20 protein-coding genes are annotated in these 15130 nt (G+C 66.8%); 14 read left to right on the forward strand and 6 right to left on the reverse strand.

The features are described 5' to 3' along the window. The first annotated feature begins 8 nt into the window (after positions 1–8). Positions 9–764, forward strand: a complete 756-nt coding sequence (locus KRR55_RS04400; protein ID WP_217387847.1) for an SOS response-associated peptidase — start codon at positions 9–11, stop codon at positions 762–764. On the opposite strand, the gene KRR55_RS04405 is transcribed toward KRR55_RS04400, so the two are convergent. After that, on the reverse strand, positions 761–2203 hold the full coding sequence (locus tag KRR55_RS04405; RefSeq protein ID WP_217387848.1) for an exodeoxyribonuclease VII large subunit: 1443 nt from the start codon (positions 2201–2203) through the stop codon (positions 761–763). The two genes, KRR55_RS04400 and KRR55_RS04405, sit on opposite strands and share 4 nt — an antisense overlap. A gap of 320 nt (positions 2204–2523) precedes the next feature. On the opposite strand from KRR55_RS04405, the gene KRR55_RS04410 reads away from it, so the two are divergent. Next, positions 2524–3012 carry a hypothetical protein gene (locus KRR55_RS04410; protein ID WP_217387849.1) on the forward strand — a complete coding sequence of 163 codons (489 nt, stop codon included), beginning with the start codon at positions 2524–2526 and terminating at the stop codon, positions 3010–3012. A gap of 100 nt (positions 3013–3112) precedes the next feature. On the opposite strand, the gene KRR55_RS04415 is transcribed toward KRR55_RS04410, so the two are convergent. After that, positions 3113–4006, reverse strand: a complete 894-nt coding sequence (locus KRR55_RS04415; protein WP_254455840.1) for a helix-turn-helix transcriptional regulator — start codon at positions 4004–4006, stop codon at positions 3113–3115. Between the two features lie 39 nt (positions 4007–4045). Continuing rightward, complete coding sequence (locus KRR55_RS20200) at positions 4046–4183, reverse strand: hypothetical protein (protein WP_254455841.1); 138 nt, start codon at positions 4181–4183, stop codon at positions 4046–4048. Positions 4184–4327: 144 nt separating this feature from the next. On the opposite strand from KRR55_RS20200, the gene KRR55_RS04420 reads away from it, so the two are divergent. Both KRR55_RS04420 and KRR55_RS04425 read left to right on the forward strand, forming a co-directional pair. After that, positions 4328–4624 (forward strand): hypothetical protein, encoded by a 297-nt coding sequence (locus KRR55_RS04420; protein WP_217387850.1) that lies wholly within the window; start codon positions 4328–4330, stop codon positions 4622–4624. A gap of 127 nt (positions 4625–4751) precedes the next feature. Continuing rightward, entirely contained in the window at positions 4752–5240 is a 489-nt protein-coding gene (locus KRR55_RS04425) for a hypothetical protein (RefSeq protein ID WP_217387851.1), read from the forward strand. Here KRR55_RS04425 and KRR55_RS04430 read toward each other — a convergent pair. Next, positions 5177–6028 (reverse strand): helix-turn-helix transcriptional regulator, encoded by an 852-nt coding sequence (locus tag KRR55_RS04430; RefSeq protein WP_217387852.1) that lies wholly within the window; start codon positions 6026–6028, stop codon positions 5177–5179. The genes KRR55_RS04425 and KRR55_RS04430 overlap by 64 nt on opposite strands. 214 nt (positions 6029–6242) lie before the next feature. Between KRR55_RS04430 and KRR55_RS04435 the strand changes: the two genes are divergently transcribed. The 4 genes from KRR55_RS04435 (at position 6243) to KRR55_RS04450 (ending at position 8818) form a co-directional block, all read left to right on the forward strand. After that, the gene (locus KRR55_RS04435; protein WP_217387853.1) at positions 6243–7136 is read left to right on the forward strand and encodes a helix-turn-helix transcriptional regulator; all 894 of its coding nucleotides are present in this window, start codon (positions 6243–6245) and stop codon (positions 7134–7136) included. Between the two features lie 117 nt (positions 7137–7253). Further along, positions 7254–7823 (forward strand): DapH/DapD/GlmU-related protein, encoded by a 570-nt coding sequence (locus KRR55_RS04440; protein ID WP_217387854.1) that lies wholly within the window; start codon positions 7254–7256, stop codon positions 7821–7823. Positions 7824–7886: 63 nt separating this feature from the next. After that, positions 7887–8300, forward strand: a complete 414-nt coding sequence (locus tag KRR55_RS04445; RefSeq protein ID WP_217387855.1) for a helix-turn-helix transcriptional regulator — start codon at positions 7887–7889, stop codon at positions 8298–8300. 116 nt (positions 8301–8416) lie between these two features. Then, entirely contained in the window at positions 8417–8818 is a 402-nt protein-coding gene (locus tag KRR55_RS04450) for a VOC family protein (protein ID WP_217387856.1), read from the forward strand. Between the two features lie 377 nt (positions 8819–9195). Here KRR55_RS04450 and KRR55_RS04455 read toward each other — a convergent pair whose 3' ends face one another. Next, complete coding sequence (locus KRR55_RS04455) at positions 9196–10158, reverse strand: hypothetical protein (RefSeq protein ID WP_217387857.1); 963 nt, start codon at positions 10156–10158, stop codon at positions 9196–9198. Between the two features lie 109 nt (positions 10159–10267). On the opposite strand from KRR55_RS04455, the gene KRR55_RS04460 reads away from it, so the two are divergent. Further along, on the forward strand, positions 10268–11476 hold the full coding sequence (locus KRR55_RS04460) for a sensor histidine kinase (RefSeq protein ID WP_217387858.1): 1209 nt from the start codon (positions 10268–10270) through the stop codon (positions 11474–11476). After that, entirely contained in the window at positions 11473–12117 is a 645-nt protein-coding gene (locus KRR55_RS04465; protein ID WP_217387859.1) for a response regulator, read from the forward strand. The genes KRR55_RS04460 and KRR55_RS04465 overlap by 4 nt, the downstream gene beginning before the upstream one ends. Positions 12118–12146: 29 nt before the next feature. On the opposite strand, the gene KRR55_RS04470 is transcribed toward KRR55_RS04465, so the two are convergent. Continuing rightward, complete coding sequence (locus KRR55_RS04470) at positions 12147–13157, reverse strand: AraC family transcriptional regulator (RefSeq protein ID WP_217387860.1); 1011 nt, start codon at positions 13155–13157, stop codon at positions 12147–12149. An 80-nt stretch (positions 13158–13237) separates the two neighbouring features. Here KRR55_RS04470 and KRR55_RS04475 point away from each other — a divergent pair, with 80 nt between their 5' ends. The 4 genes from KRR55_RS04475 to KRR55_RS04490 all read left to right on the forward strand — a co-directional run bounded on the left by KRR55_RS04475 (position 13238) and on the right by KRR55_RS04490 (position 15075). Continuing rightward, positions 13238–14080, forward strand: coding sequence for a Rossmann-fold NAD(P)-binding domain-containing protein (locus KRR55_RS04475; protein WP_217387861.1), 843 nt, complete (start codon positions 13238–13240; stop codon positions 14078–14080). Further along, positions 14077–14409, forward strand: a complete 333-nt coding sequence (locus KRR55_RS20610) for an anthrone oxygenase family protein (RefSeq protein ID WP_217387862.1) — start codon at positions 14077–14079, stop codon at positions 14407–14409. Before KRR55_RS04475 ends, KRR55_RS20610 begins: the two co-directional genes overlap by 4 nt. Next, complete coding sequence (locus tag KRR55_RS20615) at positions 14391–14564, forward strand: anthrone oxygenase family protein (protein WP_217387863.1); 174 nt, start codon at positions 14391–14393, stop codon at positions 14562–14564. Before KRR55_RS20610 ends, KRR55_RS20615 begins: the two co-directional genes overlap by 19 nt. A gap of 124 nt (positions 14565–14688) precedes the next feature. Beyond that, positions 14689–15075, forward strand: a complete 387-nt coding sequence (locus KRR55_RS04490; protein WP_217387864.1) for a VOC family protein — start codon at positions 14689–14691, stop codon at positions 15073–15075. Positions 15076–15130: the final 55 nt, after the last annotated feature.

The following is a 15130-nucleotide window of genomic DNA, read 5'->3' on the forward strand; positions in this document are numbered from 1 at the left end:
CTTATTTCATGTGCGGACGATATGTGATGGCCAAGGCAATCGGCGACCTGGTGGCGGAGGCGGAGGCCGAGGCCGACGCGAACCTGGAACTGCGGCAATCCTGGAATGTGGCCCCGACGACCGACGTGCCGATCGTTCTCGAGCGGCTCGTCGAGGGCGCGGTGCGCCGGCAGGTTCACGTGGCCAAGTGGGGGCTTGTTCCCTCCTGGGCGAAAGACGCCGCCGTTGGCGTGCGGGCCTTCAACGCCCGCAGCGAGACGGTCATTGAGAAGCCCACGTTCCGCTCCGCCGTCAAGGCCCGGCGCTGCGCCGTGCCGGCGGAGGGCTACTACGAATGGCTCGCCGGGGACACGCCCAAGGCCAAGAAACGCCCGTTCTACGTGCATCCTGCCGACGACTCGCTGATCTTCTTTGCCGGGCTCTACGAATGGTGGAAGGACCCGGCCAAGGAGGACGGGGACCCTGAAAAGTGGCTGCTCTCGACCACAATCCTCACCGGCCCGTCCCCGGAGCCCGATGCGGACGTGCCGGTCCTGCGGGAACTGCACGGGCTGCACGACAGGTTGCCGCTCCCATTGGCCAAGGATTCGCTGGCCGAATGGCTGGACCCGGAAAACAAGGATGCCGACGAGCTGGTGGAGATGGTTCGCGCGGGGGCCGATGAGGTGGCATCGGGCTGGGAGCTGCGCGAGGTCGATGCTGCGGTGGGCAACGTGCGCAACGACGGACCAGAGCTCGTCGAGGCGCATTCGGGCCTGTTCTAGGCAATGGGGTCCTTGAGTCCCGGCGGCAGGTGCCTCTGAAGGCGCCGCAGCCGGCGGATGGTCCTAACTTTCTTGATCTCGGCCATCCATTCCGATTCCGTGGGTGGCCTGCGCAGGGGGTCGCGGGCGGGCCACTTGATCTTCTCGCGTGAAACCTCGAGCCTCCACGTAATGATCCAGGCCGCGATGATTGCCGTACACCGCGTTGCCAGAACCGCTGGACGCGTCGGTTCCACTCCGAAAAATTCGAGCCACGCGCTGGCGCCGAAAAATACGGAAACCGCCAAACCGACCACGAGACCAGAGGCCAGTCGGGAATATCCCCGGACCCGTCGCCGGGCCATGTCCAATAGCGCATGAATGTGCTGGCTTTCTTGCTCCGTTGATCTGCGGTGTAATGCGCCCATGGATCTCTCAGCTTCGGCAAGCTCGGTTTGGAGGTCCGCGATCATCCGCGAGTCCTCGTGTTGTCTTTTCTGTGCTCGCGCGGCTGCTTGTTCGTCACGGGCCTTATGTGCCTTGGACTTCTGGGCCTTGAAGGTCGTGGTGATTGCTGCTGCAACGGCACTGGGCGTGATGAACGAAGCTACAGCGGCCCTATCTGCCAGTGAAACGTCTTCGGCATGGCCGACCGCTGTTACCACCGGCACCTCTGCAGTCATGATGAGGTCGGCAAGTTCCCTGCTTTCGAAAGCCTGCATCCCCAACCAGTGACCGCCGCCGCGGACAAGCACCACCAGCCCATGGCCTTCCTCCTTTGCGGCCCGGACGAGTTGGCTGAAATGCGCCAATGCGCCTTCGCGATGCCAGTTGATGCTTTGGTAATCGACGTTGCGAGGGCGGTTGTATTTGCCTTTCAATTCAAACCGCAAGTCGTTCCTCCCTTGGGAACGCTCTGGCCCGATGACCGTCACGCCTTCAAGCTTGTCGGCGGGAACGGGAAGCCCTCGGTCAGAGTTCCAATGGACCTCGTTTCGCGGAAGTCCGGCACGAGGATTGCTCGGATAGCTTCTGGCAAAATCAGCTAATCTCTGTAACTCTTCACGGTGCAATTTGCCAGTCCGACGAAACTCGGGACGGATGAGCGAAACATGAAGTTTCAGCGAATTGCGCCATATGTCGGTTTCGCCCTGCACTTTTAGACTCATGCCGTTGTTTAACGCCGCGGCTAGTGATGAACCTCGAGAACGAAGGTAACCATCAATATTGATCGCGTCAGAGTGCCGAATCTGGCAGGGGATGATGAATATCTCTTCGCTCTGGCCACGGCTCGATTCCTTGGTAACCAAGTCGAAACTCCACACGGAATTAGAGCTCTTCCAGGCGTTCTTACACTCTCCGGTCACCCAGTACCGCTGCTTGGAACAAGCAGCCTCAATCTTCCGGCTGAGGGCTCCTGCGGAGATAGTTTCTATCGGGAATCCTGTTGAACGCGTCATTGCCGGATCCTTTCACCGGGTTGCAGACATTGTTGGTTGTGAGTGTCCGATTGAGGCTAGCGCCCCGACATGTCAATTGGGCATTCCTGAACCAGTGGATCATGACTTGTCTGCAGTCCTCATGTCCTGACGATATTGCAGACGGGACAGGTCTCGCGGGCCCACGCCGACGCAGTACAGGTGCTGGACCGTCGCGGATTCGCTGACCTCTCGGCCAACCGGCTACGTACGAATGCGTATGGCACATGCCGGGTCCCGGGAGAAGACTTGGGCGTATCGGTGCGAAGGGTACGTACCGCCAACGGAAGAGGAATCGGCAAATGGGTATCAAGACTTGGGGGGTCCGGGCCGCAGCCGCCGCCGGGGCGGTTGCGTTGCTTTCGGTCGTGGCGGCCCCGGCGGCACTGGCGCACGATTGCTTCAAGAAGCAGTGGAGTGATGCTGCCTACGCACAGCAACTGAAGCAGGACCGGTGGATCCCGCTGGATGTCATTGCGGACCGGTTCGTCATTGCGGAGATCGCCCCGGACTGCGAGGGCAAGATCGATTTCGTCCCCTACCTGGAGCCGTGGATGGAGGCCGAGGGCATCTCGCATGTGCCCCTGATTTACCTGAACACCAACATCTCCGAAAGCTCGGCTGCCGCATGGGCCAACGAAAACGGTAACTCGATTCCGGCCCTGCTGGGTTCGGGCAAGGAGAGCCAAGCCATCGGCTACCTGGAGAACCACTTCGACGTCTTGGACCAGCTGGTCTTCGAAGCGCTGACGGACGCGGTGTCCAACGGGGTGTGCGAGCTCCAGACATAGCCGCGCACGTGATCGGCGCCGAAAGGTTGCCAGGGGGCGACCCGCTCCCGGTTGGCGCTACGGCGTTTCGTGCCTTTGGCTGCTCCAACCCGGTGGCACGTCAGTGGCCGCCGGCCATGGCCACCAGTGCGCCTCGGCTTTGCACCCCGCACTTGCCGAAAAGCGACTTGAACTGGTCCTGAACGGTGTACCTGCCGATGCCCAGCGCGCGTGCGAGCGCCGCGGTGTCCAGCCCGGTTGCCGCCAGCTCGAGCAGCCGGTATTCGCGCGGGCTCAGAGCGAAGCAGCGCGCAAAGACCGCCATGCGCTCGGCGGGCAACGCATCCTGGATGGTCACGGCGATGGGCGCCGTCCCGCCGTCGGCCGGTGAGTTCATGCGCGTTGCCGACAAGCGCGCCCACACACCTTCCCCCACATGGACCAACGCGCTGGCAGGGTGGGCGTCGACGCCGTGCTCAACGGCCAGCAACTGCGCGGCCACGTTGAGCACCTCCGCCGGGATGCCATGGTGGGGGCGGGGTCCGGGCTGCAACAGGTCCAGCCAGGCGACGGGCGAAGCCGTTTGGCTGATGATTCCCAGGTCGTCGCCCAGCACCAGCACCGCCTGGGCATGGGTTTGCGTCCCCGAATCGTTTCCGACCTGGAATTGCCGCGCCGACCAGTTCCGCAGACCGGTGGTGACCGCCGGGGCCAGCGCCGAGAGCTCGTCCGCTTCCTCGCCGGTGAAGGTGCCGGCACCGGCGCCCCGCCACAAATCAAGCCAGCCCCAGACACCCCACCTGTCCGCGAAAACAATCGAGAGGATGTCGGTGATTCCGTACCGGCAGAGGACCCTCGCCCAGGATTCGCTGCGTGACAGCTCTCCGGCGGTGGCTGCGGCCAGCGAGACGGCGCGGGGCGGACTCGTCGGCAGCGATGTCCACCGGTTCAGCGCCGTGGCGTACTTGAGGCTAATCAGCAGGGGCAGTTCCTCGGTGCACGGGATGCGGGCCATCGGGGAGATGCCGACGGTGGTGAGCGGATCGGCCAGCGGCTACACCCAGGCCTCGTGCCCGACGAAACCGGCGATTTCCCGAAGCACCGCACGCCGGTATTCGTGGCTCTCGAGCCGCGCGCCATCCAGGGCGGCAATGCGCTGAACGCAGCGGCCTTGGGCCCACCTGCTTCCCATGTGACAAGTATGCGCGCACGCCTTGCACGCAGGGGGGTGCGGAGAGACCGGGTATCCCAGAAAACTGGGATGGCGACATGCCTGGCGTCGCGCCTACGCTCAAGGCATCGGCCACGGAAACGGCCCCGAGGAAAGGAAAGCGTGATGTACACGCTCCAGATTGAACATGGCGTCAAGGACTTCGAGATGTGGAAGGGCGCATACGGCGCCGACCCGCTGGGACGCACCGGCTCCGGAGTCCTGGCCGAGCGCATCTACCGCCCCGTGGGCGACGAGCACTATGTGGTGCTGGACTTGGATTTTGCCACCCGCGGGGAAGCTGCGGAATTCCTGGAGCGGCTGCGGTCCAAGGTGTGGTCCATGCCCTCGGCATCCCCCGCGCTGGCCTCCGGTCCCAAGGCCCGCATCGTGGAGCAAGTGGACGTCGCAGGTCGCGCGTAGGGTCGGGGCGGGACATCGGCCGCCCCTGCGCTACGTACCAGTGCGTATGGCGCAGGGCGGGCTTGGGCGGAAGACTGGTGCCTGTCGGCGCGAAGGGAACGCGCCACCAAACTTGGAGGAGTCTGTAATGGGTATCAGAACTTGGGGAGTGAGGGCCGCTGCGGCCACCGGGGCCGTCGCGTTGCTGTCGGTGGTGGCGGCCCCCGCGGCGCTGGCACACGAATGCTTCAAGAAGCAGTGGAGCGATGCCGCCTATGCGCAGCAGCTGCAACAGGACCGGTGGATCCCGCTGGATGTCCTGGCGAACCAGTTCATCATCGCGGAGATCGCCCCGGACTGCGCGGGCAAGGTCGACCTCGTCCCGTATCTTGAGCCATGGATGGAGGCGGAGGGCATCTCGCACGTGCCGCTGATCTACAACAACTTCAACATCTCCGAAAGCTCATTTGCCGCCTGGGCCAATGAGAGCGGGAACTCGGGACCGGGCTTGCTGGGTTCGGGCAAGGAAAGCCGTGCCATCGGCTACATCGGCAACCACATCGGCTTCCTGGATCAGATGCTGACCGAGGCGTTAATGGACGCGGTGTCCAACGGGGTGTGTGAGTTCCCGGAGTAGTCTCCGGGACGTACATCGGCACCGGCGGGCTGCTGGGGGAGCAACCCGCATTGTTGGGCGCGGAGGACCGCTGAAAGGCGGTCCACCGCGCCCAATTTGCGGTACAGGTTCTCCTGGTGCTTGTGCACGGTCCGGGGCGAGACGCAGAGCCGGGCCGCGATGCCGTTGACCGTGCAACCCTGGGCGACCAGGACCAGAACCAGCTGTTCGCGGGCCGTCAGTGGACGCCCCGGTGCCGCGGCGGGGACGGAAGGCAAGGACTCCAGCAGGCGGATGTGTGTATCCAGGCCGCGGACGATGGGCTGCAGGCACCGGGCGGTTTCCCTGTCGCGCTCGAGGTACGCGCCGTCGCTGACGAAACCGTAGGTGGCCGACTCCGGACCGGAGATATCGAGGGGCAGCGAGAGCTGGTGCGGGCTGAGGCCGAGCTGCTCGATCATGGAAGCGGCGAACTCGGAAACCGGCCAGCCGCGCTCGCCGACCTCCAACAGGGTCACCGGGGTGGGGTCGGCGGTGGTGTTGTGGTAGGCAAACATCGGGTGGTCGGTCCCGGCGCGCTCCACGGCCAGTGGCCAGGCGGGAGTGTCCAGGGCGGCATACCGCCCGAAGATCGCCACCGCCCCGATTCCACCTTTTAGGGCCAAAGGGGCACGCGCCGCCGCGAAGGCATGGAACGATTTCAACAAGGCATCGTGCAATTGTTTCCGGGCAACCCGGGGGTCGGTTTCCTGCAAGATCCCGGCTGCCGTCTCGAGCCACCGCTCCCGCAGGCGGTCGGTGCTGTCCATGCAGGCTTTCCTTCCCCAAGTTCGCTGCGACGGAAGTACGCGTTGGGGATAGGTTACGCCGCGGGGCGCCCGCGCGGGAAGGGTACGCGCGCACCTGGCGCGAAAGGGCGGGAGGTCCTTGTGCCCGCGGTGCCCCGAGGAAGCTGTCCGGTGCCAGAAAGGGTGTCCCGGGAGGGTATCCCTCTTCCTGGCACCCGCCCGTACGCTTAAGGGCATGGATAATCGGTCGGAAGTGCGCGAATTCCTGATGTCGCGGCGGGCGAAGGTCACCCCGGAGCGCGCGGGGTTGCCAACGATCGGCAACCGGAGGGTTGCCGGTTTGCGCCGCGGAGAAGTGGCAAGCCTGGCCGGGGTCAGCGTGGAGTACTACGCGAAGCTCGAACGAGGGGCGATCGCCGGGGCCTCGGCGTCGGTCCTCGACGCGGTGTCCCGGGCGTTGATGCTCACCGAGACCGAGCGCGCACACCTGTTTGACCTGGCCCGCGCCGCCGACGGCATTCCGACCTCGGGGCGCCAGCGCCGTCCGAGCTCCCCGGCCCGACCGCCGCGTGAATCCCTGCAATGGGTCTTGGACTCGCTGAAGGACTCCGTGGCCTTTGTGCGAAACGAGGTCCAGGACCTGGTGGCCGTCAACGAACTGGGCCGGGCGTTCTATTCTCCGGTGATCGGCGATGGCGGACGGGTGCCCAACCTGGCCCGGTTCCAGTTCCTGGATCCGGCGTCCCGGGACTTCTACCCCGATTGGGAGCTGTTTGCCCAGATGTGCGTGGCCATCATCCGGAACGAAGCGGGCAGGGATCCGCAGCACCGCGGCATCCAGGATCTGGTGGGCGAGCTGTCCACGCAGAGCGATACCTTCCGTACGCTGTGGGCCGCACATGACGTGCGGACCCACGGCACGGGAACCAAGCGGTTCAACCACCCGGAGGTGGGAGAGCTGCAGCTGGCCTACGAGGAGTTGGCAATCACTGCGGATCCGGGCCTGGTTCTCCTGGTCTATACGGCGCGGCCGGACTCGGAGTCACACCAGAAACTCCAACTGCTCGGTTCATTGAACAAGACCCGACTGCTCAATCAACCCGCCCTTCGCGTAGAAAAAGGGAACTAGGAACCTTGGCACACAAAAACCTGCCCGAACCCCCAGAGGCGCCATGAACGCCCCCCGGGCAGCCACGGTCTGAGACGATGAGCGGAACTTTTGCAAACACCCGGACGAAGGGAAAACATGGAACTCACCGAATTGCTGGCGGAATTGGATGCGGGGCGCACCATCACGGGGGACTCGCCGTTGCACGGCCTGATGCACCGGGTCAGCCAGGAAGCATTGCGCCTCACGGGCGAGCTCAATGGCGGGTACCGGGAACCCGAACGGGTCCGGGAGCTGCTGGCGCTGCTGATCGGCAAGCCGGTTGACGATTCCGTGACGCTTTTCCCTCCGTTCAATGCCGACTTCGGCAAGAACATCACCCTCGGGAAACGGATCTTCATCAATGCCGGGTGCAAGTTCCAGGACCAGGGCGGGGTGTCCATCGGGGACGACACCCTCATCGGGCACAACGTGGTCATTGCCACGCTGAACCACGACCTTGCGCCGAGCCGCCGGGCGGACATGCATCCGGCCCCCGTGGCGATCGGCCGCAATGTGTGGATCGGATCCAACGCCACCATCCTGCCGGGGGTGAGGATCGGGGACGACGCCGTCGTGGCCGCCGCCTCCGTTGTCACGAAGGACGTTCCCGAAGGCGCCGTTGTCGTGGGTTCGCCGGCACGGGTGGTGCGGACCGTGGCCGGGTAGGGACGCCCGGTGTCGGTGCGGCCGCCATGCCGACACCGGGGCCGCGCTGATAACCTCGATCCCATGAAGCCGTACGAGCTCGAGGTGCTTACGGCACTGCGCCGGGCCAAGGACATGATCGACAGGGAGTACGCCAGGCCCCTTGACGTGCCCACCATGGCGGCCAAGGCCATGATGTCCCCGGCGCATTTCTCCCGGCAGTTCAAGGTTGCCTACGGGCAGAGTCCGTACGCCTACCTGATGACCCGGCGCATCGAGCGGTCCATGGCGTTGCTGCGCGCCGGGGTCAGCGTCACCGACGCCTGCATGGAAGTGGGGTGTACCTCCCTGGGCTCCTTCAGCACCAGTTTCACCCAGATCACCGGGGAAAGCCCGAGTGCCTACCGGAACCGGGAGCATGCCGCGGTGCACGCCATGCCTGCCTGCATCGCCAAGTCCGTCACCCGGCCAAAAAGCACCAAGGCGCCGCGTTTCTAGGTGCCCGGCGCTCGCCGAGGGGCAGATGCACCGCGCGGTGCCGAGCGAACCCCGGCGGAGGACATCGAGCAGGATCCAAGAAGCGCGCCCGGGCAGCGGGTGCCTATGGTGGAGCCATGGACATTTCACTGCAGTACTCGCACATCACCGTCAACGACGTCGACGAGGCCATCGGGTTCTACCGCGACGGGCTGGGCCTGAAGGTGGAGAACGACGTGGCCTCGGGGGAACACCGCTGGGTCACCCTGGGCACGGACACGCAGCCGGGGCTGGGCATCGTGCTCTCGGACCCGCATGCCGGACGCTCGGAGGCCGACGGCGATGCGGTGCAGGAGTTGCTCACCAAGGGCGTGCTGCCCATGACGGTCTTCAGCACCAACGACCTCGACGGGCTCTTTGAGCAGGTCCGCGCCACCGGGGCCGAGATCCTCCAGGAGCCCATCGACCAGCCGTGGGGTCCCAGGGACTGCGCCTTCAGGGATCCCTCGGGCAACATGATCCGCCTCAACCAGCGCTAGGAGCATCCCGGCATTCGAGACCAGGCAGGCCGGGCACCGCCGTGGTGGCGGTGTCCGGCCTGTGGTCGTGGTCTGTGCACCTACCGGATCGGCGGGTACGGACCGATGGGCTCGGGCTCGATCGGCGGATAGGGCGGCTCCGGATCAGGCGGATGGGGATGGTCCGGATGAGGCGGGCGGGGAACGGGGCCCGGGTCCGGTGGCGGCTCGTTCGGCGGAACAGGCGGAACGTGGCCGGGCTCGGCTGGCCGGGCCGGGGGCTCGGGAGGCTGTGGGATGGTCATGGTCACTCACTTTCTTCCGATAGTGGATGCAAGGCCAGTGTAGGGCGCGCACCGGTGGTGTCGGAACCCCGGTACCCCGAGCGCCGTGGATCATCACCGAGTCCGGGCAAATGCGCGTCTGCGGTCGTGCAGCACCAACAGGATGGCCAACCCCGTCAGCACGCCCGCCACGATGCCTGCCTCTGCGGCCAGCACGCGCGCCACCGGATATTCGGGAGCGGGCCTCGCGTCGACGCGGGTGGCGGACAAGCTGCTGAAGAGGCTTTGGGCAAAGAGGACCGAGGAGGAGATCCACGCCGTCGCCATGGGCGGCAGGAACCTGCGCGGCCCCCGGCGGGTGGCAAGCACCAGCACGCCCCATGCCCCGGCGAGCGCCCATGCGCCCGTGCTGAATGAGATCAGGTGCCACCACACATCGCGTTCTGCGAGCAGGATTGGGTCGATGCCCAGTGTTCCACCCACCGACCAGTACACCTTGGTGGCGCCGAGCAGTACGCAGCCCGCAGCGGCGAATCCGGCGAGGCCGATTTGCAGCTGGCTTGTGCTTCCCGGCAACCCCGGGTGGCCAAGCGGACCCCCGAGCGCTTCCGGCCACCGCGCCTTGGCGTATCCGGCCAGGCAGGCCGGCAGTCCGAGGCCCGTCCCGACCAGGGACACCATGACAAGCAATTGCTCCCAAGCCCAGACATCGGCGGCGCCGGCGGCTTGGTCCCGGGCCATGGCCGCCGGTCCGAGCACCGGTGCCAGCAAGGCGGCCGGAACCACCAAGCCGGTTCCCACCCAGACGGGCAGTGCCACCAGTGGCGCGGGCAGCCGTTCGCCCCAGGGCCTGCAGAACGCCATGGCCAGGACGATGGCGGTCGTTGCGAGCAGCACTGTGGCGGCGTTGACCATCCGCCAGCCCACCTCACCCATGTGTTCGGCCGGAAGGAAGATGCCCAGGGTCCAGGCGATCTTGATCAGCAGGTAGGGCATCAGCACGATGGCGACGCCGTAGCCGGTGATGCGCCGGAATGCCAGCAGCGGCGCGTGGGGGAACGCTGTATCGGTGTGCATGACCTTCAAGTTACCGAGTGCCCGGCCGTGACGGATCCCCCGGGGGAGCGATTCGGATCCCCCTTCCGAGGGAGGCGGAGGGCGCGGGCGTCGTGTCAGACTGGGTGGCATGAGGATCCTGTGGCGGCGGTGGTTGTTCCTGGTGGTCGGAGGGGCGTTGTTTACGCCGTACGCCATCCTCGCGGGCGTGGCGGTTCCCCTGGCTGCACCGGCACTGAAACCGGGAATCGACGGTGCGTTCGTCGCCGCGTTCATGGCGGTCATTCTCCTCGCCATTGCTGCAACCTCCCTTCTGCCGGTTGTCAGGACGCTTGAGGGTGCCCTGGTGCCGGTGTTGCTCGGCGGTGCGGCATCCTCCCTGGTGGTCACGCCGGCCCTCACCTGGGAAGAGCGGGGGCGGACGGCGGCCTGGTACCTGCTGCACACGATTTTCGGCGCGGTCATTTCGCTGGCCTCCGTTCTTGTCCCGACGACTGCCATGCTGCTGCTGTCGTCGTGGATCCGCGGTGACGCCGTGGTCCCGGCGGGTGATCGCGAGGTCTCGGTTCCCGATTCCTGGGCGCCGTTCCTGGCGCTCGGCATGGTGGTGTTGCTGCTGGCCGCCATCCGGGGTTCCGGCGCGGCGGCGGCGTGGCTGTCACCGCGGCTGCTCGGGCCGGGCCCGGCGGCACGAATCGCGGAGCTGGAACGGCGGAGCGCAGAGCTCACCGAACGCAACCGGCTGGCCCGCGAGCTGCACGATTCCATCGGGCACGCGCTGACGGTGACCACCCTCCAGGCCGGCGCCGCCCGCACGGTGCTGCACACCGACCCCGGCTTCGTCGAGCGGGCACTGCTGGCGATCGAGGAAACGGGCAGGTCGGCGGCCGCCGACCTCGATGGCTTCCTGGGGCTCCTGCGCGAGGACGACGACGCGCGTGCTGCGCAGCCGGGCCTGGGGGATGTCCAGGCGCTCGTTGCCTCGCACCGCAAGGCGGGTCTTCCCGTCACGCTGGGCATCGAGGGGGACCTCACCGCCGTTCCGCCGGTGATCGGGCGCGAGGTCTACCGGATCATCCAGGAGGGGCTGACCAATGTGCAGCGGCACGGTGGAGCGGTGCCGACCGAGGTCAGCCTGGCCGTTGACGGCGATGAGCTGGTCGCCCAGGTGCGCAACCTGGCCGGCCGCGGGCCGGGCGCACCCCGGGGACGGAGTGGCGGCCATGGCCTGGACGGGATCCGCGAGCGCGTTCAGCTACTGGGCGGGCGGGTCGAGGCAGGGGCGACCGGGCACGGCTGGTTGTTGCTGGCTATCGTGCCGGCGGGGACCCCGCGATGATCACGGTCCTGCTGGTCGACGACGAACCCCTGGTGCGCAGCGGACTGCGTGCGGTGCTCGCCGGCGCCGGGGACATCGAGGTGGTGGGCGAGGCCGCCGACGGGGCCGAGGTGCCGGGGTTGGTGGCGCGATTGCACCCGTCCATGGTGCTGATGGACGTGCGGATGCCCGGGATCGACGGGATCTCGGCGACCCGGCAGCTGATGGCGGCAGCGGAACCGCCCAGGGTGCTGGTGGTGACGACGTTTGAAAACGACGAATACGTCTACGCGGCGCTGCGCGCCGGTGCCAGCGGCTTCCTGCTCAAGCGAGCCCGGCCGGAGGAAATCGTGCAAGCGGTGCGCACCGTCGCCGCGGGGGATTCGTTGCTGTTTCCGGCCGCGATCCGGTCGCTGGCGCACTCATTCGGCGACGGCGAGGAGGCTGCGTCCATCAAGCGGCTGAGCGGGCGCGAGCGGGAGGTGCTGCGGCTGATGGCCCGGGGGATGTCAAACGCCGAGATCGCCGGTGAACTCTTCGTTGCCGTGGAGACCGTCAAGACCCACGTCGGCTCCGTCCTGGGCAAGCTCGGGGCCCGCGACCGCACCCAGGCCGTGATCCGCGCCTACGAGTCCGGATTCGTCGCCTCGTCCCCGCATTGAGCGCCGGCACGTCTCCCCGGGGGGAATGCCTAGCCGACGGCCTCGCCGACCTCCAGTGGCCGGGCCGGTTTTCCCTTTCTCGGGGCTTGGATCGCTGTCCCGGCCCCGAGGTAGGTACGGTCCCGGTACCCGGTGGGGCTCACCCCGAATCTTCTCTTGAAAGCCGTGCTCAAGGCGAAGGGGCTGCCGTAGCCGACCTTGGCTGCGATCTGCGTGGTGGTCAGCCGGGGGTCGGCGAGCAGTTCGCTGGCCAGCAGCATCCGCCAGTTCGCCAAGTACGTCATGGGTGGTTCGCCGACGCCGGCGCGAAACCTGCCGGCAAGGGTCGCCCGCGACACGTTCAGGCGCTGCGCCAGGGAATCAAGGCTCCAGGCCTCGGCGGGGGACTCGTGAAAAAACGTCAGCGTCCGGGCGATGAGCGGATCCGTGCCACCGGCGAGCCAGCCGCGGGCGGTGTCGGGATGGAGCGCCACCCAGGCGCGGATCGAGTGGACGAGAAGCACATCGAGCAGCCGGTCGATGGTACTGCCTTGCCCGGGTGCGTCGCTGATGATTTCGCCCTCGAGGAATCCCATGAGCGACGGGTTGACTTCGCCGGCCGGGACCACCGCGATGCGGGGCAGTGCGGTCGTGACGGCCGCGCCGATCTCGGCGTCGGTTTCGTAGGTGCCGATCAGCATCGTGGTCTGCCCGGCGGCGGCGTTGCCCCAGGTGCGTATTCCGTGGGTCATGCTCGTTTGGAGATCGGTCCCCGACGGGGAGGTGCACCGCTGGCCGGGATGAATGACCACATCCGGGGCGCGGGATGGATCATCCGATACGGTGTAGGGCTCCGGGCCGCGGACGATTGCCACGTCCCCCTGCCGCAACCCGAATCGTTCATCCCCGGCTTCCAGCCAGGCGTTGCCGGACATCATGGCCATTAGCGTCAGGGGAGCCCGGTCCTGCACCTTGATGGACCAGTTCGGGTCCATGACCACGCGGAGGGCGAAGGCGCGGCGGGCACGGGGGCCGTCGAGCAGGTGGGTGAGTGGATCCATACGCCCACTCTAGACGATCGCGTATGGATGTTCACCGTAGGACTATTCAAAGTGTAAACCGGGTGCGGTTGACTGGTGCCATGACCCATACAAATGTGCTTGTTCTTGGCGGTACCGGTCGCACCGGCCGCCGCATCGTCCGCCGTCTTCGGGACCGCGGCATCCCGAACCGAGTCGCCTCGAGGCGCGGAAGCAGTCCGTTCCGCTGGGAGGACCGCTCGACCTGGGACGCAGCGCTGCGGGGGGCCTCGGCCGCCTACCTCTGCTATTCGCCGGACCTGGCCTTTCCCGGCGTGGCCGAGCTGATCGGGGAATTCGCCCAACGGGCACGAAGCCTGGAGGTGAATCGCCTGGTGTTGCTCTCGGGCCGCGGGGAGGAGGGCGCCCGCGCGAGCGAGAAGGCCGTACAGGAAACGGCGGCCGAGTGGACGATCATCCGCTCGTCGTGGTTCGCGCAGAACTTCAGCGAACACTTCCTCCTCGGTCCCGTCCTGCGCGGACGGCTGGTGCTCCCGGCGGGCGATGTCAGCGAACCCTTCATCGACCTCGAGGACCTGGCCGAGGTCGCGACCGACGCGCTCGCCGGCGACGGGCATTTCAACACCGTCCACGAGGTGACAGGTCCGCGCCTGTTGTCCATGCACGAGGTGGCGGCCGGGATCTCCGAAGCCGTGGGACGGGATGTCGAATACGTGCCCAGCACGGCCGCGGAGTTCGTGGCCGACGTCGCCCGTGACGGCGTGCCGCACGATGAGGCCCTGCCGCTGGCCGAACTCTTCGAATCGATCCTCGACGGGCGCAATGCCTCCATCACGACGGACCTGGAATCCGCCCTGGGGCGACCGGCGACCGACTTCACCGACTATGCCCGGCGCGCTGCCGCGAGCGGCGCCTGGAATCCGCGCACCGAGTCCCGCCCGTGAGCGGCGCAATCCTGACCGCCGCCACCATCGCGTCCGCCGCCGGCGCAGGTGTCTCCGGCGGGGTGTATCTCGCTTTCTCGGCCATCGTCATGCCCGCGCTGCGCGGACTTCCCGCCGGCCAGCGAGTCGCCTCGATGCAGCTCGTCAACGCCAATGCGGTCCGGCTGCCCTTCATGACGGTCTTTTTCGGGGGCGCCGCGGCCTCGGTTGCCCTGGTCGTTGCCGAGCTCGGCTCCGAGACGGCCGCACCGGGGGCGGCACAGCGCCTCGTGGGTGCTGGCTTTCACTCGCCGCCTTCGGCATCACCATCGTGCGCAACGTCCCGCTGAACAACGACCTGGCCCGGATCGCGCCCGGCACGGCGGACGCCGCGGCGCCATGGGCGGCGTTTGACCGGGGATGGAGCCGGGCCAACCATGTGCGGGCGGCCGCCTCGATCGGGGCGGCGCTCGTGCTCCTGGATGCGCTCGCCAGGCCGGCGTGAGGAGCGAGGATCCTGCCCCCGAAATGGAACCCGGAGGACCGGAAATTTCGATCCTGCCCACGACTCTTTTCCCGTGGTGCGGACGTAAAATGAGAGGGCCGAAATTCCACCAAGGATGGTCCCCATGTCCCTCGCAAACAGCCCACTGACCACCATCATTCCCGTGACCAACGCGGATCGGTCGCGGAAATTCTACGAAGACTCGCTGGGTCTTCCGTTCCGGGAGAAGGCCCCGGACGGAAACCTGGTTTTCACCCTTGACGGATCGGGCTCGCTCGCCCTGATGACCGACCCCGAGGCAAGGCCCTCCCCGCACACCGCGGCAAGCTTCGAGGTCAATGACATCTCCGCTGTCATTGGCGAACTCGACGGCCGCGGCGTGGTTTTCGAGGACTACGACCTGCCGGACCTGAAGACCGTTGACCATATTTGTGTCCTCGGTTCGGAAAGGGCCGCCTGGTTCAAGGACCCCGACGGCAATATCCTGTGCCTGCACGAGGACACCGCCTAGATCTCCGCAATGGCCACCGCGCCCCTGCCCTCCGTGGGACGGCAGGGGCGGGTTT

The sequence above is a fragment of the Paeniglutamicibacter quisquiliarum genome (assembly GCF_019084045.1).
GTDB lineage: Bacteria > Actinomycetota > Actinomycetes > Actinomycetales > Micrococcaceae > Paeniglutamicibacter > Paeniglutamicibacter quisquiliarum.